The organism is Vibrio sonorensis, from assembly GCF_001854765.1.
In the GTDB taxonomy this organism is placed as follows: Bacteria; Pseudomonadota; Gammaproteobacteria; order Enterobacterales; family Vibrionaceae; genus Vibrio; species Vibrio sonorensis.
The window spans coordinates 12,702-32,953 of the sequence record NZ_LJJE01000109.1; the positions used below are offsets into that span (position 1 = coordinate 12,702).

Annotated in this window: 19 protein-coding genes and 3 pseudogenes; 5 read left to right on the forward strand and 17 right to left on the reverse strand. The window is 44.6% G+C overall.

Annotation, left to right across the window (positions count from 1 at the left end):
* Nucleotides 1-38: 38 nt before the first annotated feature.
* Nucleotides 39-1,079 (reverse strand): porphobilinogen synthase, encoded by a 1,041-nt coding sequence (gene hemB, locus BLO31_RS19750; RefSeq protein WP_070970880.1) that lies wholly within the window; start codon nt 1,077-1,079, stop codon nt 39-41.
* A gap of 139 nt (nt 1,080-1,218) precedes the next feature.
* Here hemB and BLO31_RS19755 point away from each other — a divergent pair, with 139 nt between their 5' ends.
* Nucleotides 1,219-1,980: a TatD family hydrolase gene (locus BLO31_RS19755; protein ID WP_070970883.1), complete on the forward strand. Its 762-nt coding sequence runs from the start codon at nt 1,219-1,221 to the stop codon at nt 1,978-1,980.
* Nucleotides 1,981-2,034: 54 nt separating this feature from the next.
* On the opposite strand, the gene tatC is transcribed toward BLO31_RS19755, so the two are convergent.
* The 7 genes and pseudogenes from tatC to rmuC form a co-directional block, all read right to left on the reverse strand.
* Nucleotides 2,035-2,781: a twin-arginine translocase subunit TatC gene (tatC, locus tag BLO31_RS19760; RefSeq protein ID WP_070970887.1), complete on the reverse strand. Its 747-nt coding sequence runs from the start codon at nt 2,779-2,781 to the stop codon at nt 2,035-2,037.
* Between the two features lie 65 nt (nt 2,782-2,846).
* Entirely contained in the window at nt 2,847-3,233 is a 387-nt protein-coding gene (gene tatB, locus BLO31_RS19765) for a Sec-independent protein translocase protein TatB (RefSeq protein WP_070970890.1), read from the reverse strand.
* 3 nt (nt 3,234-3,236) lie between these two features.
* Nucleotides 3,237-3,476, reverse strand: a complete 240-nt coding sequence (gene tatA / locus BLO31_RS19770) for a Sec-independent protein translocase subunit TatA (protein ID WP_070970892.1) — start codon at nt 3,474-3,476, stop codon at nt 3,237-3,239.
* A 48-nt stretch (nt 3,477-3,524) separates the two neighbouring features.
* Nucleotides 3,525-5,158 (reverse strand): annotated as a pseudogene (gene ubiB / locus BLO31_RS19775) (ubiquinone biosynthesis regulatory protein kinase UbiB).
* Nucleotides 5,155-5,760 carry a ubiquinone biosynthesis accessory factor UbiJ gene (locus BLO31_RS19780; RefSeq protein ID WP_070970895.1) on the reverse strand — a complete coding sequence of 202 codons (606 nt, stop codon included), beginning with the start codon at nt 5,758-5,760 and terminating at the stop codon, nt 5,155-5,157. The pseudogene ubiB and the gene BLO31_RS19780 overlap by 4 nt, the downstream one beginning before the upstream one ends.
* Nucleotides 5,761-5,774: 14 nt before the next feature.
* Nucleotides 5,775-6,557: a bifunctional demethylmenaquinone methyltransferase/2-methoxy-6-polyprenyl-1,4-benzoquinol methylase UbiE gene (gene ubiE / locus BLO31_RS19785; protein ID WP_070970899.1), complete on the reverse strand. Its 783-nt coding sequence runs from the start codon at nt 6,555-6,557 to the stop codon at nt 5,775-5,777.
* A 101-nt stretch (nt 6,558-6,658) separates the two neighbouring features.
* Entirely contained in the window at nt 6,659-8,191 is a 1,533-nt protein-coding gene (gene rmuC, locus BLO31_RS19790) for a DNA recombination protein RmuC (protein ID WP_070970902.1), read from the reverse strand.
* 169 nt (nt 8,192-8,360) lie between these two features.
* Here rmuC and BLO31_RS19795 point away from each other — a divergent pair.
* Nucleotides 8,361-9,256: pseudogene (locus BLO31_RS19795) on the forward strand (DMT family transporter).
* Here BLO31_RS19795 and BLO31_RS19800 read toward each other — a convergent pair.
* Entirely contained in the window at nt 9,253-10,077 is an 825-nt protein-coding gene (locus tag BLO31_RS19800; protein WP_070970905.1) for an HDOD domain-containing protein, read from the reverse strand. The pseudogene BLO31_RS19795 and the gene BLO31_RS19800 sit on opposite strands and share 4 nt — an antisense overlap.
* 284 nt (nt 10,078-10,361) lie before the next feature.
* Between BLO31_RS19800 and BLO31_RS19805 the strand changes: the two genes are divergently transcribed.
* Nucleotides 10,362-11,744, forward strand: a complete 1,383-nt coding sequence (locus tag BLO31_RS19805) for a serine hydrolase (RefSeq protein ID WP_070970908.1) — start codon at nt 10,362-10,364, stop codon at nt 11,742-11,744.
* Between the two features lie 116 nt (nt 11,745-11,860).
* On the opposite strand, the gene BLO31_RS19810 is transcribed toward BLO31_RS19805, so the two are convergent.
* From BLO31_RS19810 to ftnA, 3 genes are all read right to left on the reverse strand, one after another.
* Nucleotides 11,861-13,048 (reverse strand): BaiN/RdsA family NAD(P)/FAD-dependent oxidoreductase, encoded by a 1,188-nt coding sequence (locus tag BLO31_RS19810; protein ID WP_070970911.1) that lies wholly within the window; start codon nt 13,046-13,048, stop codon nt 11,861-11,863.
* A gap of 94 nt (nt 13,049-13,142) precedes the next feature.
* On the reverse strand, nt 13,143-13,466 hold the full coding sequence (uspB, locus tag BLO31_RS19815; protein WP_070970915.1) for a universal stress protein UspB: 324 nt from the start codon (nt 13,464-13,466) through the stop codon (nt 13,143-13,145).
* Between the two features lie 68 nt (nt 13,467-13,534).
* On the reverse strand, nt 13,535-14,062 hold the full coding sequence (ftnA, locus tag BLO31_RS19820; protein ID WP_070970919.1) for a non-heme ferritin: 528 nt from the start codon (nt 14,060-14,062) through the stop codon (nt 13,535-13,537).
* A 156-nt stretch (nt 14,063-14,218) separates the two neighbouring features.
* On the opposite strand from ftnA, the gene BLO31_RS19825 reads away from it, so the two are divergent.
* Nucleotides 14,219-14,644: a universal stress protein gene (locus BLO31_RS19825; RefSeq protein WP_070970922.1), complete on the forward strand. Its 426-nt coding sequence runs from the start codon at nt 14,219-14,221 to the stop codon at nt 14,642-14,644.
* A gap of 121 nt (nt 14,645-14,765) precedes the next feature.
* Here the strand turns inward: BLO31_RS19825 and BLO31_RS19830 are convergent, their stop codons facing one another.
* The 4 genes and pseudogenes from BLO31_RS19830 to BLO31_RS25260 all read right to left on the reverse strand — a co-directional run.
* Nucleotides 14,766-15,293, reverse strand: coding sequence for a hypothetical protein (locus BLO31_RS19830; RefSeq protein WP_070970925.1), 528 nt, complete (start codon nt 15,291-15,293; stop codon nt 14,766-14,768).
* Between the two features lie 102 nt (nt 15,294-15,395).
* Nucleotides 15,396-16,175: a class I SAM-dependent methyltransferase gene (locus BLO31_RS19835; protein WP_070970928.1), complete on the reverse strand. Its 780-nt coding sequence runs from the start codon at nt 16,173-16,175 to the stop codon at nt 15,396-15,398.
* A gap of 56 nt (nt 16,176-16,231) precedes the next feature.
* On the reverse strand, nt 16,232-16,999 hold the full coding sequence (locus BLO31_RS25255) for an EAL domain-containing protein (RefSeq protein ID WP_425425314.1): 768 nt from the start codon (nt 16,997-16,999) through the stop codon (nt 16,232-16,234).
* 111 nt (nt 17,000-17,110) lie between these two features.
* Nucleotides 17,111-18,633: pseudogene (locus tag BLO31_RS25260) on the reverse strand (sensor domain-containing diguanylate cyclase); the annotation flags it as partial.
* 828 nt (nt 18,634-19,461) lie between these two features.
* On the opposite strand from BLO31_RS25260, the gene asnC reads away from it, so the two are divergent.
* Nucleotides 19,462-19,926: a transcriptional regulator AsnC gene (gene asnC, locus BLO31_RS19845; RefSeq protein ID WP_070970931.1), complete on the forward strand. Its 465-nt coding sequence runs from the start codon at nt 19,462-19,464 to the stop codon at nt 19,924-19,926.
* 24 nt (nt 19,927-19,950) lie between these two features.
* Here asnC and tsrA read toward each other — a convergent pair whose 3' ends face one another.
* Complete coding sequence (gene tsrA, locus BLO31_RS19850) at nt 19,951-20,244, reverse strand: H-NS-like global regulator TsrA (protein WP_070970934.1); 294 nt, start codon at nt 20,242-20,244, stop codon at nt 19,951-19,953.
* Between the last annotated feature and the right edge of the window lie 8 nt (nt 20,245-20,252).

Consider the following 20,252-nt stretch of genomic DNA (forward strand, 5'->3'; position numbering starts at 1 on the left):
CGTAAAGCTGACCTCTTATAAATAGATAGAAGCTGCAATTACTCTGGTAAGTATTGAGCCGCTTCTGCGTTGTCTTTCGCCAGCCACTCAGCAACATCTTTGGCAAAATAGGTAAGAATGCCATCTGCGCCTGCTCGTTTAAAACACAGCAAAGATTCCAGCACGATCTCTTTCTCGCTTAACCAGCCATTTTCGATCGCTGCTTTGTGCATAGCGTATTCACCAGAGACCTGATAAGCAAACGTGGGGACTTCCAGTTCCGTTTTAACTCGACGCACAATATCGAGATAAGGCATACCTGGTTTCACCATCACCATATCCGCGCCTTCATTAATATCCATCGCCACTTCTTGGATCGCTTCATCGCTGTTGGCAGGATCCATCTGGTAGTTCTTTTTGTTACCACCTTTTAGGTTTGATGCACTTCCGACCGCATCTCGGAATGGTCCGTAATAGCTAGATGCATATTTGGCAGAGTACGCCATTATTTGGGTGTGAATGTGACCTGCTTCTTCTAGTGCTTCGCGGATCTTACCAATACGACCGTCCATCATATCCGATGGCGCAACCACATCAGCGCCAGCCTCGGCATGTGAGATCGCTTGCTTGATTAGTACTTCTGTCGTTTCGTCATTCATCACGTAACCATCTTCATCGATGATTCCGTCTTGACCATGTGTAGTGAACGGATCCAGTGCAACATCGGTAATCACGCCAATTTGAGGTACGTGTTCCTTTAAAGCACGAACTGCTCGCTGGACCAAGCCTTCCGAGTTATAGGCCTCCGTAGCACATAGGCTTTTAGCGTCTTGGTTCACCACTGGGAAAAGTGCGATCGCAGGGACGCCAAGATTGGCTAAGTAAAGTGCTTCTTCTAGCATTAAGTCTATTGAAAGACGCTCAATACCCGGCATTGATTCAACAGGCTCACGACGGTCTTTCCCCATAAGAATAAACATAGGGTAGATAAGGTCGTTTACCGACAATTGATTCTCTGCCATTAGGCGACGACTAAAATCATGCTTGCGCATACGACGCATGCGGCGTTCTGGAAACTGACCTTGAATCGATACTGACACCTTGTTCTCCTTCTTTGGGATTATTATCGACCAGAATCATATCACTCTCGCTTTGAGTCTCGGTATAGAAATATGAAAAAATGACCTGACGCTCACACTGCCGTATACTCACGCCATTCGAATCTGACTGAGCTGAACTATGATTGATACCCACGCCCATATCTATGCCGAAGAATTTAATCAAGATCGCGAGCAAGTTGTCGCTCGTGCTCTAGAGCAAGGCATCAATACTATTTTACTGCCCAATATAGACCTAGAGTCGATTGAACCCATGCTGAAAACTGAGGCTCAGTTTCCTGACGTTTGCCGCTCAATGATGGGTTTGCACCCTTGTTACGTAAAGGACGACGTAAATCAGGTTCTCGATACTATCTATTCATGGTTTAGCAAACATTCCTTTATTGCCGTGGGCGAAGTCGGTATCGATCTGTATTGGGACAAAACCTATCGCGCAGAGCAAGAAATGGCGTTTGTTACTCAACTCAACTGGGCAAAGGAACTTGACCTTCCGGTTGTCATCCACACTAGAGATTCAATAGAAGAGACTTTAAAGCTGCTAAAACAGGAACAAGACGGCTCTTTAAGTGGTGTTTTTCACTGCTTTGGTGGTTCTGTCGAAGAAGCAAAAGCCATTAATGACCTTGGTTTTCACTTAGGTTTAGGTGGCGTATCTACTTTTAAAAACGGTGGTATGGACAAAGTCATTCCACATCTAGATCTAAGCAAGGTCCTACTAGAAACCGACTGCCCTTACCTTGCTCCGGTACCTCACCGCGGTAAGCGCAATGAGCCCGCCTATACTCAATTAGTCGCAAAACGCGTTGCTGAATTAACCGAGAAATCGATTGAAGAGATCGATGCTATCACAACTCAAAACGCAAAGACGCTTTTTGCACTTTAACCCACTGGCTCGCAGCTAAAGAAAAGGTTGGCACACGCCAACCTTTTTACTTTTCTACTCTTCTATCTCTTCGTCCGGTTTTTTACGGGTGTAAAAGCGCGCGAAGAACAAACCGACTTCAAACAGCAAACACATTGGTATCGCTAATAGGGTTTGTGAAATCATATCAGGTGGTGTAAGCAACATGCCGACAACAAAAGCCGCCACGACAATATACGGCCGCTTTTGAGAAAGTGTTTTTGGATCCGTCGCCCCCGTCCAACAAAGCAAAATGATCGCGACGGGCACTTCAAAGGCGATACCAAATGCCAAAAATAGCGCCAAGACAAAATCGAGATAGCTAGAAATATCTGTAGCAAACTCCACTCCGCCTAATGAAATCGCGGTGAAAAACCCAAAAACTAACGGAAAGACCACAAAATAAGCAAAAGCGACACCACAGTAAAACAGCAGTGAACTTGAAAACAACAGCGGCATAATCAAACGGCGCTCATGCTTGTATAGCCCAGGCGCAACAAACGCCCATACCTGATAAAGAATAAAAGGCACGGCGACAAACACCGAAGCGATCAACGTTAATTTAAGGGGGGTGAAAAAAGGTGAAGCCACATCCGTTGCGATCATGGTTGCGCCTTCCGGTAGACGGTCTACCAAAGGTTTCGAGATAAACTCGTAAATGTCGTTGGAGAAATAAATCAGCCCGACAAACACGACCAATACCGCCAATAGCGCTCTTAAAAGTCGATTGCGCAACTCAAGCAAATGGCTAATCAGTGGTTGTGTCTGCTCAACAGAAGACATAAAGAAGCCTCATTACACATAGATCAAAAAGGAGCCGCCGCAAAGCCAACTCCTAGTTAGACACTTTAATCTGTTTTCTTTTCTGATTTCTCATCAGAAATAGGCGCAGTTTCAAGCGTTTCTGTTTCCGCGACAGGCTCTGCTTTACTCTGCTTTCCTTCAGAATAAGGATGTTGAACATCTGCCGCCGCTTGCTTGAGCTCTTCAACTGAAGCTTTGAGTTCTGGGGATAAATCTTCCATTCCCATCTGCTCAGCTTTTCGCAAGTTCTCTTGTAGTTCCTGAACCTTCAGCTCGTGCGAAATCTCATCTTTCACACTGTTGGCCATCTTCTTGGCACCACTGACAAAGCGTGAAACGCTGCGAATGGCATGCGGTAGACGCTCTGGCCCAAGGACTACTAACCCGACGACAGAGATCAATACCAGTTCCCAAAAACCGATATCAAACACGGATTATGCCTGCTCTTTGTCTTTTTTGTTCTCAGTTGCAGCTTCAGATTTCTGCTGCTCTAAGTTTTTTGGCTCCTGCTCAAAGTCTGCGTCTTTCTTCGCATCTTCGTCGTTCATCGCCTTTTTGAAGCCTTTTACAGCGCCACCAAGATCGCCACCTAAATTGCGAAGCTTCTTCGTGCCAAATAGGAGAATAACAATGACTGCGATGATCAACAGTTGCCAAATACTAATACCACCCATGCTTTTTACCTCGGGTCTTATTGCACAATAGTTACAAGAGTTTAACGTCTATTGACGGTAAGCTCGCCAACTGAACAGCCAAAATGTGACTCCGGTAAACGCACTTAACGAAGCTAGCTGTTCATAGCTGCTGGTGAACAATATGGCAGAGCAAACTACCATAGTGGCACCAACACCAAATAAAAAACGTCCTGTTGCTTGCTGCTTTTTGGTCGACCTATAACCTTGATAAAGCTGATCCATTCTCTCATTCATCGCTTTACCTTGGCGCAAGCTGTCGTACAGCAACTCAGGCAGCTCTGGTAATTTTTCTGCCCAGAAAGGCGCTCGGTCTTTCACTGCATTAATCAGTGCCTTTGGCCCAACTTGGTTCATCATCCACTCTTCCAAGAATGGTTTTGCTGTTTGCCAAAGATCCAGTTGTGGATACAACTGACGCCCCAAGCCTTCTACATAGAGCAACGTCTTCTGTAGTAATACTAGTTGAGGTTGCACTTCCATATTAAACCGCGCGCCGTATTAAACAGGTTAAGCAGTACATGCCCAAATGAAATTTCACCTAGGGGCTTGGCAAATATCGGCTCACACACCATGCGAATCGCGAACTCAAACTCATCCACATTGGTATCGCGGGGAACCCAGCCTGACTCGACATGCAGTTCTGCGACCCTTCGGTAATCTCGGTTAAAGAATGCGAGCAAGTTTTCTGCCAAATAGCGTTTATCTTCGCTGTTTAGTGTACCAACTATGCCGCAGTCTAACCCTATCCACAAAGGGTTATCTGGGTGCTCTGGGCTCACAAAAACATTGCCCGGATGCATATCTGCGTGGAAGAAGCTATCCCTAAAAACCTGTTTAAAGAATACGTTTACCGCGCGCTCAGACAGCAACTTCATATCGGTGCCGTTCGCTTTCAACCCGTCGATGTCCGATACTTGAATGCCGTATATTCGCTCAGAAACCATGACAGTTTCATTACTAAGATCAGGAAATACCTGAGGAACATAAAGTTCTTCACTTCCTTCAAAGTTTCGGCGTAATTGAATGGCATTCGCCGCTTCACGGCGGAGGTCTAGCTCATCAAGTAAGGTTTTTTCATACTCGCGCACCACTTCCACGGGTTTCAAACGACGTGCTTCAGGAAGTGCCTTGGCAACTATATTCGCCATGCGGTACATGAGTTTTAGATCTGCATCAATAACCGGTCGGATATCCGGTCTAATCACCTTTAATACGACTTCTTGCCCACTCTCTTTTAACTTCGCCGTATGCACTTGAGCGATAGAAGCTGACGCTAGCGGCTCAACCTCAAAATCGGTAAACCACTCTTCTAGTGGAACACCTAACGCTTCTTCCATCTGCTGTTTAGCAAGATTTCCATCAAATGGTGAAACTTGGTCTTGTAATAGAGCTAAAGGGTCGGCGATATGATCAGGAAATAAGTCGCGACGCGTGGACATCATCTGTCCAAACTTAATCCAAACTGGGCCAAGGGTTTGCAGCGCCAGCCTTAGTCTTTCACCTAAAGGTTTTTCTGGGTGTTTATTTTTAATCCAAAACAGTGACTTGCGGGCCAAAAGTGGAGCACGGGTGAGTTCGTGCTCTGGAAGCAGTTCATCAAGGCCGTACTCTAACTGGACCTTGATAATTCGATATAGTCGGCGAATTTCTGCTGGAGTCATATTTTCTCCAGTAACTTATTTAATCTCACTTCGATGCGGGAAGCCTGACTTTTTACATCATCCACCTGATCGCAGAAATGGGCAATTTCCAAAGGTGCTGGCGCTATTTTCCACTCTTCGGTAAGCACTTGGCCTAGATGATCTTGGTGACGCTTAGCTTCTTCTTTTACAAAACCGCCAAGGTTACTTGCGCCTTTGACTATCGTGTGAGCGACAACATCACCGGTTAAACGAGAAAGCCACTCTTCGATATCGGGCTTGCTGTCAGTCATCAAAGCCGCAAAGCGTTGCGCCAGTTGAATGTCACCCTCTAGCTCTAGCTTATCTTGCTTGATCAAGCGAGTGATATTGGCTTGCTCTCTTAGTTCTGGGAGTACCGATAAGTTCAGGGAAAGATAACAATCAGGCTTGCCTTCATAATTGGCCAACACATCAACTTGCTGGCTAAAAATAAAGGTAAGCGTCTTATCTATCTCTTTGATGTGAACCTGTACAGACTGTCCTTTCAAACGCATTAAGCGAGCAAGGAGGTCTGGGTTGTCTTTAATCAAAGTGTTGAGCGATGTTTCTATCACTGCGGTAACTAATGGTTCAAACGGCATAGTTTTCCCTAAGGCTAAAACTTGTAACCGCGGTGAAGTGCAACAATGCCGCCGGTCAAATTATAGTATTTGGTCTGCTCAAATCCCGCCTCTTGCATCATGCCTTCCAATGTATCTTGGTCTGGATGCATGCGAATGGACTCTGCCAAGTAACGATAGCTGTCTCCATCATTTACTACTAGTTCACCAATCTTAGGTAATAAGTGGAATGAGTAAGCATCGTAGATCTTTGATAGGGGAGCGAGTAGCGGTTTTGAAAACTCTAGAACCAATAGACGACCACCTGGCTTTAGTACTCGGAACATTGAGCGCAGCGCTTTGTCTTTATCGGTCACATTGCGCAGACAGAAACTAATGGTGATCACATCAAAATGGTCGTCGGGAAATGGCAGTTCTTCTGCGTTTGCTTGTACGTAGTGAACATTGCCAACAATTCCAGAATCGCGCAGTTTATCTCGCCCAACATTCAGCATTGAGTTGTTAATATCCGCGAGAACCACTTCACCTTTGTCACCAACTATACGTGAGAACTTAGCGGCGAGGTCGCCGGTACCACCGCCAAGGTCGAGAACCTTTTGCCCCGGGCGAGCACCACTGCAATCTATGGTGAATCGTTTCCACAAGCGATGAATACCACCAGATAGTAGGTCATTCATAATGTCGTATTTGGTAGCAACCGAATGGAATACTTCTGCTACCTTTTCTGCTTTTTGGTCGGTCGACACCGTACTAAACCCAAAGTGAGTGGTTTCCGATGATTCTACTTCTGTAGTCGATTGCACGCTGATATCCGTCATTCTGTTTCCTCTTGGACAACGCTGGCACAAGGGCTGAGGCCGATATCGGTTTCACTCAACTCCATTGTATTTATTGATTGCAATATGTGCTCCGCGGGCGATTAGTTTACTTTATCCTCACCTAGATGTCTTTCTACTAACGAAGCATTTTCTGAGAAAGCGTCATTTAGTGCTATTTCAGTCAGTTCCGGGGAAATTGGACGCTTTACTTCGACTCCGAGCTGTTTAAAGCTCTCCGCTTGGCGAATGAGGTTGCCTCTCCCAGTAGCAAGCTTATTCATCGCCCCTTGATAATTCTGGTTAGCCTTATCTAAGGCCGCCCCTACTCCTTGCATATCATCAACAAACAATCTCAGTTTGTCGTAAAGCTTGCTGGCTCGATCCGCTATGATCTGAGCATTTTGATTTTGTCGGTCATTTCGCCAAAGGTTATCTATCGTTCTAAGCGCCACCAGCAACGTTGTGGGACTCACTAGAATTATATTTTGCTCTAATGCCTCTTTAACCAATGACGGATCGGCTTGAATTGCCAACTGAAAAGCGGGTTCTACGGGAATAAACATCAATACGTAATCGAGCGACTGGATCCCTTTAAGCTGCTGATAATCCTTTTGGCTAAGACCTTTAATATGACTTTTCACTGAAAGTAAATGCTCACTCAGTGCCGTAGCTTTTTCTTGCTCTGTCTCAGCGTTAAAGTATTTTTCATAGGCCACTAAGGTCATTTTTGAATCGACGACCACTTGTTTATCGTTGGGAAGGTGTACGACAACATCTGGTTGAAAGCGTTTGCCGGCCTCATTTTGAAGGCTTACTTGTGTATGGTATTCATGCCCCTCTCTTAAACCGGACTCAGCAAGCACTCTGGCCAGAACTACCTCTCCCCAGTTGCCTTGCTGCTTATTATCTCCCTTTAATGCTTGTGTCAGGCTTAATGCTTCTTTTGCCATCTGTTCATTCAAGCGCTGAAGGTTTTTCAGCTCGTGAACTAAGGTATGACGCTCTTTAGCTTCAACGCTAAAGCTATCATTGACCTGCTTTTTAAAGCCTTCTAACTGATCTTTAAGAGGGTTCAGCAAACCTTCTAAGCTTTGCTTGTTTTGCTGATCTACCTTGGCCGTTTTAGCTTCAAATAGCTGGTTGGCCAAGTATTCAAACTGTTCTTTCAACCGCTGCTCGGCATTTTCCAACAAGGCGAGTTTGTCTTCACTAGCTCGGTTCTCTTCACTATGCCTAGCTTCTTGTTCTCGGATCTGTGCTTCCAATTGAGATTTGCTTTCCCTCAAAGCATTGAGTTCGTCTAAATACTGTTGCCTTTCTTGTTTAATCGCCTCGAAATAACGCAGCTTTTCCATGACTGCCATAAGCTTGCCGTGCGCTTGTTTCAACTCATACGCCGCTTTGTCTTTGTCTTGATCTAGCTGCTCCAGCTCAGACTCGGCTTCGTCGAGTTGTCGCTTCATTTGGTTTATTTGCGTGTCACTCAGTTGGGTTTGAGCCGCAGCCTGCTGCTCAGCCAACTGTCTATGCAAGCTCAGTTTTTGCTTGGCCCATAGCGAAGTTGCTATAACACCCGTACCCAAACCCGCAAACGCGATAATTAAATAGGATTGGTGTTCCAAAATCCACTGCATAATCTCAGCCTAAACTCGAAAGAAATGATAGATTTATGGTATTTACATACTGGATAAATGTCCAGTCCATAAAGACACTCTAGCGCCGTAAAATTATCAGCTTGATGATTTCTTACACATGGTTTACGTTTGACAGCCTAGTTGTGCAATGTGATGGATAGGTAAAATAATGAATGAACGTCGAGCGTTAGGATTTGCTGTCAGCGCTGTACTTCTGTGGTCCACCGTTGCGACAGCATTCAAGTTAACCTTAGCTGAGTTTACTCCGATCCAAATGCTCACCGTTGCCAGCATCGTTTCCACACTGGCTTTGATTGCGATCTGCTATTACCAAGGAAAGTTAGCCACGATTCTTCCTACCTTGACGGCCAATCCTTGGTATTTCTTTCTATTAGGTCTGATTAATCCATTTGCCTATTACGTTATTTTGTTTAAAGCTTATGACCTGCTTCCCGCCTCACAAGCTCAAGCCATTAATTACAGTTGGGCCATCACCTTAACTATGATGGCTGCCGTATTTCTCGGACAAAAAATCCGTAAGCAAGACTGGCTAGCCTGTACGTTGAGCTACTTTGGTGTCATTGTCATCGCTACCAGAGGGAACTTGCTCGCGCTAGAATTTGAAAGCCCCTTAGGCGTTGGGCTTGCGTTGCTTTCTACGCTACTTTGGGCGGGGTACTGGATACTGAACACCAAGAGTAAGGCCGATCCTGTTGTAGGCGTGCTATTAGGTTTCTTGATTGCTACACCGTTTGCAATAGCACTTTGTGTAATTGAAGGGGCATCATGCAAGACATCACTGTAAAAGGTTGGCTTGCCGTCACCTATGTTGGCTTATTTGAGATGGGTGTGACTTTCGTACTTTGGCTAACCGCGTTAAAGCTAACCAACAACACCGCTCGTGTGAGCAACTTGATCTTTGCTTCTCCGTTTATCTCTCTCATTCTGCTTGCCAACATCATTGGTGAAGCAATACACCCATCAACACTGATTGGGTTGGTACTGATTATCGCTGGCTTAGCCATTCAACAAATCCAAATTGGCAAAAAAGTACCGTCGACTTAAAACAGTTGATACGCCAGTTCACTGCCCTGCCCACGAACCCCATCGACCTTTGAAACAATGGTACTTGGAACTCGTATCGCTTTTGCTGCCGGATGGGATTCAATAAAGGCAGCCTTCTCTTCACTACCCAGCATGTAGTCCCACCTTTGATGGACATCCCTTGCTAGAAATAGTACGCAAGCAAGCTTTTTAGACTCAACTGCTTTTCCGGGATGGTTGATATTGGCAATGGCATCGATCATCTCGGAAGGAAATTTCCAAGACTCTGCCAGCACGGCTCCTAACTGCTGAGAGTCAGTCGATAAGACATCTCGTTGCACTTTTACTGGATCTTCTCCCTCTTCGACTCTTCTCGCAATCAGCAGTGCTTTATCTGGTACTAGAGAGTGAATCATCAACTCCCCAATATTGTGTAACACACCTGTTGTGAAAGTTTCGTTGGGATCGAGTTTAACTTCCTTTGCTATCAAACTGGCAATGGTGGCGATTTCAAAGGTGTTCGCCCAGTAATCTTTGACGTTTAATGTCTGAAGCCGAGGAAAGGACGTGGCAAGAATGGAGGACGAAACCAGCGTTCTAATGGCCCCTGCACCAACGCGAATTATGGCGTCATTAATATTGGACACCCCTTTTACACCACCGAACTGAGCCGAATTTGCCATCCTCAGCACCCTGGCAGAAAGCACCTGATCCATAGACATTTTTTTTGCCAGCTCACTAAAATCTATGGTTTCTCTGTTGACCATTTCGAGAAGCTCTTGCAGAACACTTTCTATTCGGGGAAGTTCATTAATGCGGGAAATCAGGGACTCATGACTCATACCACTACTCCAATCTACCTTTGCTCTCATTTAATATAGGACAGATTCAATGGGAAGGAGCAGGCAAACAAGCGCTATTTTTTTATCGCTCAATCGCGTCAATTGGGCTTTCTCTCTCTAGATTTCCTTATTTTTTATTCACCTAGCGATAAAACAGCAAAGTATTGGTGATGGGCTTTAATATGCGTTCACTCACATAAGCCATTACTTACAATATGGTTACTCTTTGAAACTTTTCATAGCTATCAAACGGTTAATATTAGAGGCTGAAAAGGAGTACTAAGATGAAATGCTTAAACAAATTTTTGATTTTTGCCGCATGGCCTATCTCTTGTTTTACCCAAGCCAATGCCCTACTAACCGAAGATAAAATCGAACAAGTTGATCACTACATCCAAAGTTACACCGACCTTAATTATTTTAGTGGCTCAGTATTAGTCGCTGAAAAAGGCAAGGTATTATTAAGCCGAGGGTATGGTTACGCCAACCTAGAGCTAGATATAAAAAACGGTGATCACACTGTTTTCCGCCTAGCATCATTGACCAAACAATTCACTGCCATGGCGATAATGCAGCTACAAGCCGAGCAAAAATTGCACGTTGACGACACAATAGATAAATTCTTACCCGATTACCCCAACGCAAATAAAATCACCATCCACCAGCTTTTAAATCATACCTCTGGTATTCCTGATTACCTCAGAAACCCAAGCTTAGCCAACTACCTATCGACCGTTCATATACCGGTGTCTATCGACGAAAAAATCAGTCGGTTTAAAGATATGCCGCTGTTCTTTGAACCCGGTGAAGGTTTTTCTTACAGTAACTCTGGTTATGTTTTATTGGGGAAAATCATCGAAGTTGTTACTGGTGAGGCTTATGAACAAGTATTGCAAAAAAATATTTTTGATAAGCTCGATATGCAACAGACAGGTAGAGATTCGTTTAACAAGATCATCAAACACCGAGCCGATGGCTACCTTGCCACACCTGAAGGCTTAATCAATGATGACTATATCCACCCCTCAAGTTTTTACTCAGACGGCTCTTTAGTATCGACCATCACAGATCTCTACAAATGGGATCGAGCTGTCAAAGACAGCGTGTTAATTCCTAAGGAACTAACAGAAAAAATGCAGACTCCTGCGGATAAAAACAATGCTTATGGGTTGTTTTTATTCCCAGCTTACGACAAAACCATGATTGCGCATGACGGTATGGTCAATGGCTTTCAAACGTATATGACGCGAGTGGTTGAAGACGATGTCACTATCATTATTCTGAGTAACGTATTTGGCGGAAGTTCTGGTGTGATCAGCCTAGGTATCGAAAAGCTCATTTATGACCAGCCTGTTACCATTCCCACCGAGCGCAAAGAGCAAGCAGCCACTCAAGAGCAACTGCAGGCTTACATAGGAAAGTACAATGTGTTTCCCAACTATGATGTCGAGGTCAAGTTGGACGGTGAACGCTTAAAAATGGAATTTCCCAAGGACGTCATTCCAGTAATGGAGAATAGCCACCTGCACTACGAGGGTGAAGAGCGCTTCTTCTTTAAACATATCGATGACTACTTCACCTTTGTGAAAGATGAAAAGGGAGACGTCACCGAGCTGATTTGGAATGCTTCAGCAACTAGGGCATTACCAGCAAAGAAAATACTTTAACTATCGACTTGGCGACACTTGGTTAGTGTCGCCTGTTCTCACGTTCAAAACCGAGTTGTTCAAACGTTTTCAGTAAAAACCATAAAGAGTTTAACAGAGGAGAAAAGTGAGTATAGCTACACCCATTGACCAGCCACGTAACCAGAACTCCAAGCCCATTGGAAGTTATAGCCGCCTAGCCAACCTGTTACATCCATTACCTCTCCCACAAAGTACAGCCCTGATACGGTTTTGCACTCCATAGTTTTAGATGACAAGGTATCGGTGTCGACGCCACCCAGCGTAACCTCAGCCGTTCGGTATCCTTCGGTTCCGTTTGGCAACACTTGCCAGTTTTCCAAATTTTCTTCGACTTGTTTAAGCTCTTTCGGTGTCAGCTGTTTTAACGGCTTATCGACTATAAGTTTGCGCTCTATGAGCACTTCTATCAAACGCTTTGGCAGTACTTTACTCAGTGTATTCTTCAAAGTCTGATTGGGGTGTTTTTCTAACGACCTTTCCAGCAAGGTCTGAATGTCAGTTTCAGGGACCAAGTTCACCGACACTGTTTGTCCCGCTTTCCAGTAGGAAGAAACTTGCAAAACCGAAGGACCTGATAGACCTCGGTGAGTAAACAGCAATGCTTCTTTAAAACTTGTGCCATCTTGCGTGGTAATTTCAGCGGGAACAGCGATACCCGAGAGTTCAGCAAAATCTTTTTTGTCTTCTGAGTGAAGGGTAAAGGGAACCAAACCCGCCGTGGTTGTGATTACAGGCAGGCCAAACTGTTCTGCAACCTTGTAGCCAAACGGTGTCGCACCTAGCTTAGGCATGGATAACCCCCCCGTTGCCACCACTAAGGATTCGCACTCGATGTCAGTGGTATTGGCCATCAAAGTAAAGCCGCTGTCTGTCTTCTCGATAATGTGAATATCTTGCTGATAGCGCTGAGTGATGTTTTTTTGGTCGCACTCAGATAGCAGCATATTGACGATATCTTTTGCCGAATCTAAGCAGAATAACTGTCCGTGACTGCGCTCTTCAAACTCAATCTGATACTTACTGACTAAGGCGATAAAGTCCCAGTTTGTGTATTGAGACAGTGCCGACTTAACGAAATGGGGGTTTTGGCAAAGATAGTTATGCGCGGAAACATCGTAGTTAGTAAAATTGCAGCGGCCGCCTCCCGAAATCAGGATTTTTCTACCGGGCTTTTTGGCGTGATCGAGTACGAGGACTTTCCGGTTTCTGCGTCCAGCCTCTGCTGCACACATTAAGCCAGCAGCACCCGCACCTATAATCACTACATCAAATTTTTCTTTCATGACGACCACTAACTAATGCAATAAAAAAGGATGTGCCGATGCACATCCTTACCTAACAGGTCGACATTTTACCGACTATTGCCGCTAAAGCCAATCAGAGGATGATGGCTGCAAACAAGGTAACACCAAGCAGCGAAGTGCACAGAATAAAGAGCTCTCTGACTCGATCGCATTTCCCCGTAAACACTGGGTCGTGGTGGTGATGATACTCTTTGCTTTTCAGATAGTAATACAATCTAACTTGTTTGGTGACATTGCCGTGGGTGGTAAAGAAACCGCCGCCGTCGACTTGTTGATAAAGCAACGGATGTGCTTCTCGCATGATGTGTATCAGAGAACGAAGTGCCGTTAAATAACGTAGCATATTGACGCCAGTTACCAGCATTAGCACAAAAAGAATGGTGTCTGCATTGATCATCTTTTCCTCCCTACATCTTCCAACATGCCCGAAAGAAAAGACGATCGATGAAGTCTTGTGGCTAAAAATTATTCAGCCGGGGCATCCATGATAGAAGATGAACCTTCTTTTGCCATTACTGCTAGGTCCTTGTCGATAAAGAATAGTGCTTTACCATCTTCACCAACCAACTCTAGCTTGTCCAAAATCCCTTTAAATAACTTCTCTTCTTCGTGCTGTTCTGCCACGTACCACTGCAAGAAGTTGAACGTTGAGTAATCTTGTGAAGTGAAGGCTACATGAGCCAGCTTGTTGATCTTTTCCGTGATCATCTGCTCGTGCTCATAGGTTTCGCGAAATACGTGACCTAAGCTTTCATACTGGTGCTGCGGAGCATCAATCGCACCCAAAATAGGCATTGCTCCTGTCTCGCTCACATAAGTGAATAGGCGTTGCATATGTTCCATTTCTTCCACTGCGTGAGCTCTTAAAAACTCGGCTGCACCGTCGAAACCTTTATCTTCACACCAAGCACTCATTTGTAAGTATAGATTGGATGAGAAGAATTCGAGATTAATTTGCTCATTCAGTTGGTCGATCATCGCTTGAGACAACATTTACTACTCCTAATTATTGTATGTATTTGAATCTACTGTATCCGTTTAGACACCATAACACTTTGTACTCTGGATGTGGATATGGGATCACAACAACATAAAAACTCTGTGGGCAGTGCTAACCTTTAAGTAGCCCGTTAAAAAGGAGATAGCATTATGAGTTATCAACATATTCTGGTGGCGGTTGATTTGTCTGAAGACAGTAAGCAATTGGTCGATAAAGCCGTTGCTTTAGCCAAACCGCTTGGTGCGGAAGTCTCTTTCATTCATATCGATATTAACTACGCAGAACTCTATACAGGCTTAATCGATATTAATCTTGCAGAGACCCAACATCAGGCTCTCGAATCTTCTCAACGTCAGTTGCAAAGCTACGCCGAACACGCCAACTACCCGATTAAGCACACCTTAGTTGGCGCGGGTGATTTGAGTAGTGAACTCTGTGAAACCATTGCTGAGTACAATATCGACATGGTGGTTTGTGGTCATCATCAGGATTTTTGGAGCAAGTTGCTTTCTTCGACTCGTCAGTTAATTAACTGCTCACCGGTCGACATGCTCGTTGTTCCTTTGGCGGATTAGGGAAGAGCTCAACAGAGAAACAGTGCCTTTAGATGGTGCTGCTTCTTTGCGTCTGTCGAAAGTGAAAGGTGAACCGCCCTACTTTTATCTTTCGACTCGCTTATCCACGAACCAAGAATAATTAATGAACGGAAGGTTGGGAAGTGCTTACATCAACACCATTCTGTTGTAGAAAGGCAATGCGTTGATTGATGGCCTGAAACTTACCTTCGAGCTTTTTCTGTTTGTTCAGTAGTTTGCGTTGCTTCTTAAATACCTTATTGAGTTTTTTAAGGTGCTTCTTCTGCTTCTTCGCTGTCTTCTTGGCTTTTTTCAGTACCTTTTTATTCACTGGTGCCGCTTGCTGAGTTAGCGACTCTTGTGGATCGACTGCCAAGCTCTCTACAACAATACTCTCCTCTTTCACCTGATTTTCGGTCGCCGATAGCGCTAACGCTTCGGCTAACAAACCACACTCTTTCTGCTGTTCAAGAGGCTTGTTCTGGCAAGATGCTGGTGGAATAGCAGCGGGTTTACAAAGAGAGCTTTTTGATGATGACGAGCGCGCGCATGAACGGCATAAGTATTTGGGCTCAGTCACCAAGCTATGGATTTCTCCAAGATTGGCGATGATATCTCTACGATTTAGTTTGCAAAAACGCTTAGCCATGCAACAGCTCCACCAGCTAAAAGGCAATAATTCTTACTTAGATATACCTACGCTTGTGCGCTTTCGCAAGTGCTAATTTGCAACACATAATGTTCGCATAAGCTAAGTCATTGATGCCTTTACATAGACGTCAAAACGATTTTTTTTCGTCTCTATCGACATGGAGGGTTTTTCGCCGCAAAGCCACTCTGCATAGTCTGGTCTTTTAACGACGACGCGCTTCTTAGCCAGAGATATGGCTGGATGATACAAAAGATCAGCGTCATCATCAGCACCAACTAATGACTGAAACACTCGCATCTCTTTTTTGACCAGTGCTGTCTGTTTTTTATTGGTCGGATGTGGATACATAGGATCTAAATAAACGACATCGGGCTTGATGAAATCTGGGTTGTTCGCTAACTCTTCTAGGGCGGTTTGACTAGACGCGTGGATAAGGGACATCCTCTCTTTCATCCACTCGCCAATTTCAATGTCTGCGTACGCTCGCTCTAAACCGTCATCCAACAGCGCCGCCACGACAGGATTTCGCTCTATCATTTGCACGTGGCAACCCAGCGAGGCAAGTACAAATGCATCTCTACCAAGACCAGCCGTGCCATCGAGCACCCTTGGTACTGCCCCTTTATTAAGGCCAGCAGCCTTTGCTATTGCCTGCCCTTTACCGCCACCAAACTTTCTGCGATGGGCGACCGCACCTCCAGCGAAGTCTACAAATATAGCCCCTAGCTTGGGCTCATCAAGCTTTCTCAGTTCCAGTCTTTGCGCTGTCATGACTAAAGCAAAAGTACTTTTGTCATCGTGATCCAACGACCAGCGTTGTGCTAACTGATTGAGCTTTTCTTGTTGATTATTATCTTCACACAATAGTTGCAATTGCATTGATGAACCTCTGGTCTTCGTTTTTACGCTGCGAGTGTAATGTTTTTTGCTAAAAACTACAGCTCATTTACCAACTCTTCAACGAGTTCAGCCAAAGGTTTGGGTTTTCCTATGGCATAGCCCTGCGCGTAGTCGACGTTCATGTCGATTAAGTGGTCGATGATTTGATGATTTTCAACAAACTCGGCCACTGTTACCTTGCCCATTTGCTTGGCTAAATCGTTAATCGCTTTAACCATGGCTTTATCCACCGGATTGTCTTTCATATCCTTAACAAAGAGTCCATCTATCTTGACGATATCGACAGGCAGTTTTTTCAGATACCCAAACGAAGACAAGCCGGAGCCAAAGTCATCAAGAGCAATTAAACAGCCCAGTGATCTTAGCTTTTCAAACTTTTCAATCGCTTGTGAAAGGTTTTGTATCGCTGCAGTTTCGGTGATTTCAAAGCAAATTTTATTGCAAGGAACTCGGCTGCTATCGAGCTTAGAAAGTAAGAAATCAAAGAAAGCAGGATTCCCTATCGAATGGCCCGACAGATTGATCGAGCACCGGCCTAGCTTGGTGAGGTGCGCTTCATTCTCTTCTAACCAGTCAAGGGTTTGACAAACCACTCGCTTATCCACCAAGTGTGCAATATTGTAACGTTCCGAAGCTGGCATAAAAATACCCGGCGAAATGTATTGGCCTTGCGCATTTTTGATTCTTACCAGTATTTCAAAATACATTTCTCTGCGGTCCGATTGCAGAGATACGATTCTTTGCGCAAAGAGTTCTACTCTTTCATTGGCCAGCGCATGGTGAACAAGGTTCACTGATTCCATTTCTTGCTCTCTGCGCTTCAAGTCTTCGTCATTCAAGCTGTAGAGATTAAATCGGTTTCTTCCCTCTTCCTTGGCTGCGTGGCAAGCGGTGTCAGCTTGAGCATGCACCATTTGGGGCGATGACGCGGTGTGATCAATAAGCCTAATACCAATAGAGCAGGTAAGATGGAGTCGTATATCATCCAAATGAATGGGTGTTCTTCTAACGTACGTAAGATGTCCTCTGCAACTAACTTGGCGTCTCTCTCGGTGCAGTCGCGTACTAGTATGGCAAACTCATCGCCCCCCATACGCGCTAAGGTCGTATTGTAAGGCAACACATCTTGCAGCATGCTGGCACAAAATTGTATCGCCGCATCTCCTGCCTCGTGACCCGCCGTATCATTGAGCACTTTTAGCTGATCCATATCCAAGTACAACATGGCATGAGTTCGTGTATATCCTGCGACTTCTTTTAGTGCGCGCTCTAGCTCTAGTTCAAAATGGTTACGGTTAAAGGTATCTGTCAGCAAATCGTGTTTAGCCTGAAACTCTAACTGGGCAGATAGGGTTTTCATGGCAGTGATATCTTCACCAACCACTAATAAATACCCTGTTTCGACAAGGGGCCTAATGTTCTCTCTAATCCACAAATAGCCACCATCTGCATGGCGATATTCTACTTCTCTTTGCCATACCCCTTTGGCTAACTGGGCCGGCTGTAAAAGAACTTGTCGGGGTGTAAGAGCATCTTGATGAACATAATAATCTTTTATCTTATGCCCCAATATTTCTCCTGTTTGGTAGCCCAGTTGTATTTGCGCAAACTCATTCACTTGCTGGATTCGATTCTGATCATCTAATGTAATCATCATCACTGGCTGCTGATCGTAATAGTGACTTAAGTTAGCTTCTCGCTGGAACAGCTTTTCTTCCGTCTCTTTGCTCCGCGTGATATCTCTTGCTTCAATCAAATACTTCCAGCGCTCACTCTCAATACTCAACGGTTTTATCGAGACTTCTAAAAGCATATACCCTTGCTCTGGGCTCCAAACTTCTGCTTCTAGATGAGCCGTCTTCAGCTTGTCATCACTATCAAAATATTTTCTAAGGTTTGATGCTGTCTCTTTTTCCCAGTGCTGGTTACTCCAAATGGGTAGTGCTTCACTTATCTCTGGATAGTGCAAAAGCGATTGAAGCTTATTGTTGCTAGAGACGAGGCAACCGTGTTCGTCCAACAAGCCGATAAAGTGATAGCTTTGGTCGAAAACCATTTCTGTTAGCATTTGGCTTTCTACCGCAACTTGTTCACTCTTTTTCAAACGGCTTAAGTAGTAAACCAAAAACACAATGACGGAAACTAAGCTCAGTGCAATGGCAAGAAGCCATTGCAGCTCTTTCTGGTAACGACTAGTAAAACTCATTGGTTTGTTTAGAAAAACCGACGCAGGTTCATTCTCTGCCCCCAAACCCCATTTGAGTAACGCTTTGTAATCGAGCTTCACTTCTGAGCTACCTATTTGGACTTCGGGTAGCGCTAATTGTGGATTTTGTAAGACTTCGATAAGTAACTCACCTGCCGCTTTTCCTTGAGCTTGCCCACTTTGCAGCACTCCTCCCACCGCTCCGTGGCCCAACCCTAAGTCATGTACCATGTAGATGGGTGTCGTCGCGACTTGGTTGAGCTCTATCCACTCTTTTTGACCATTTACTTTTCCGTCTTTATCGCGATAGTAAACCCAGAACAAAACGGCTTCTTCAGCACCATATGACGCCACCTCACGCAGTAGCTGCTGGTGGCTATTCGGGATGAGGTTGGTAACTAACGATCGGTAAGCGGGATGCTTATCAAGAAACTTAGCGACTTGTCTTCTAACCGACTCGCCTGTCGTAGAATAGTCACTGACCACGACGATTTTTTTCACGTCGGGCTGCAGCCGCTCTATCAGTGAAATATTACTGAGAAGATCAATATCTTCAATGACGCCTGTCGCTTTGATATTTTTGTGTAGCGAGGGGGTGTAATCGTTTATTCCGCCAAAGATGACAGGAGTGTCTCCAATGACATCTCCCAATTGCTCTATCAGCTGCAGCGCATTGTTATCACTGACCACAATGGCTCCAAATTGCTCTTCTCTGAATTTGGTTTGATACAGTAAATACAACTGATTTAGATAGTCTTCACTCTGGAGTCGTTTGGTATCCAAATAGACGACTCGCGAGGAAATGTCGGTTATATCTAAAACTTGGTCGAGCCCAGTTTGAAAATCATCGGTCCAAAAGAAACCCTGATGATATGAGTGAACGACGAGCACATCTTGGTCTTTTGCAACCGCAAATAGACTGCAAAATACAGCAAGGAGAGCAAGACAAAAGCGCACTGATATAAGTCCTGAAGAGTTAAGCGACTAGTGCTATTAATAGTACCACTCTTGATGTTAAATTGTACTACTAGAAAGACCGACCTCTATGAGTGTAAAGCGATGCATACCCAAACTGCTAAATTGGATGACTTAGACAGAGCTATTTTGAAAACCCTGATGGAAGATGCGAGAAAGCCGTATGCAGAAATGGCGAAACAGTTCGACGTCAGCCCCGCAACCATTCACGTGCGCATAGAAAAAATGAAAGCCGCTGAGGTGATTCAACGTACTGAGGTTATCGTCGATACCAAAAAGCTCGGCTATGACGTGTGTTGTTTTATTGGTATCAACCTGAACGCCGCGAGAGATTACCATTCGGCACTCGAAAAGTTGAACGCATTAGAAGAAGTGGTCGAAGCGTATTACACCACTGGGGCATACAATATTTTTGTAAAACTTATGTGTCGCTCTATCGAAGAGCTGCAATATGTTTTGATAGACAAGTTACAGGCAATTGACGAAGTACAATCAACCGAAACACTGATTTCTCTTCAAAACCCCATCAATAGGAATGTAAACCCATAAGAAAGGCTCCTAGTGGAGCCTTTTTTATTTCTGTTTTTGATCGAGAAGATACTGCTTAAGTTCTTCGGCTGTGATGCCCTGTTGTGCTGCTAACTGAGCTAAGGATTCAACCTGTTCATCTTTCCTAGATTCAGCCACTTGCTGAAACTGGTAGATCAAATCCTTTAACATATCTAGCGGAACTTGTTTTGCTGCACTGCGAATTCGCTCACCACTTTGACTGCCTAGCTCTATTAGAATTTTTCCAAACATCACCTTTTCAGGTGCTTTGTCCAACTGCTCTAATAGACGAGCCATTTCGTAAGTAGTCATCGACATTCTGATTG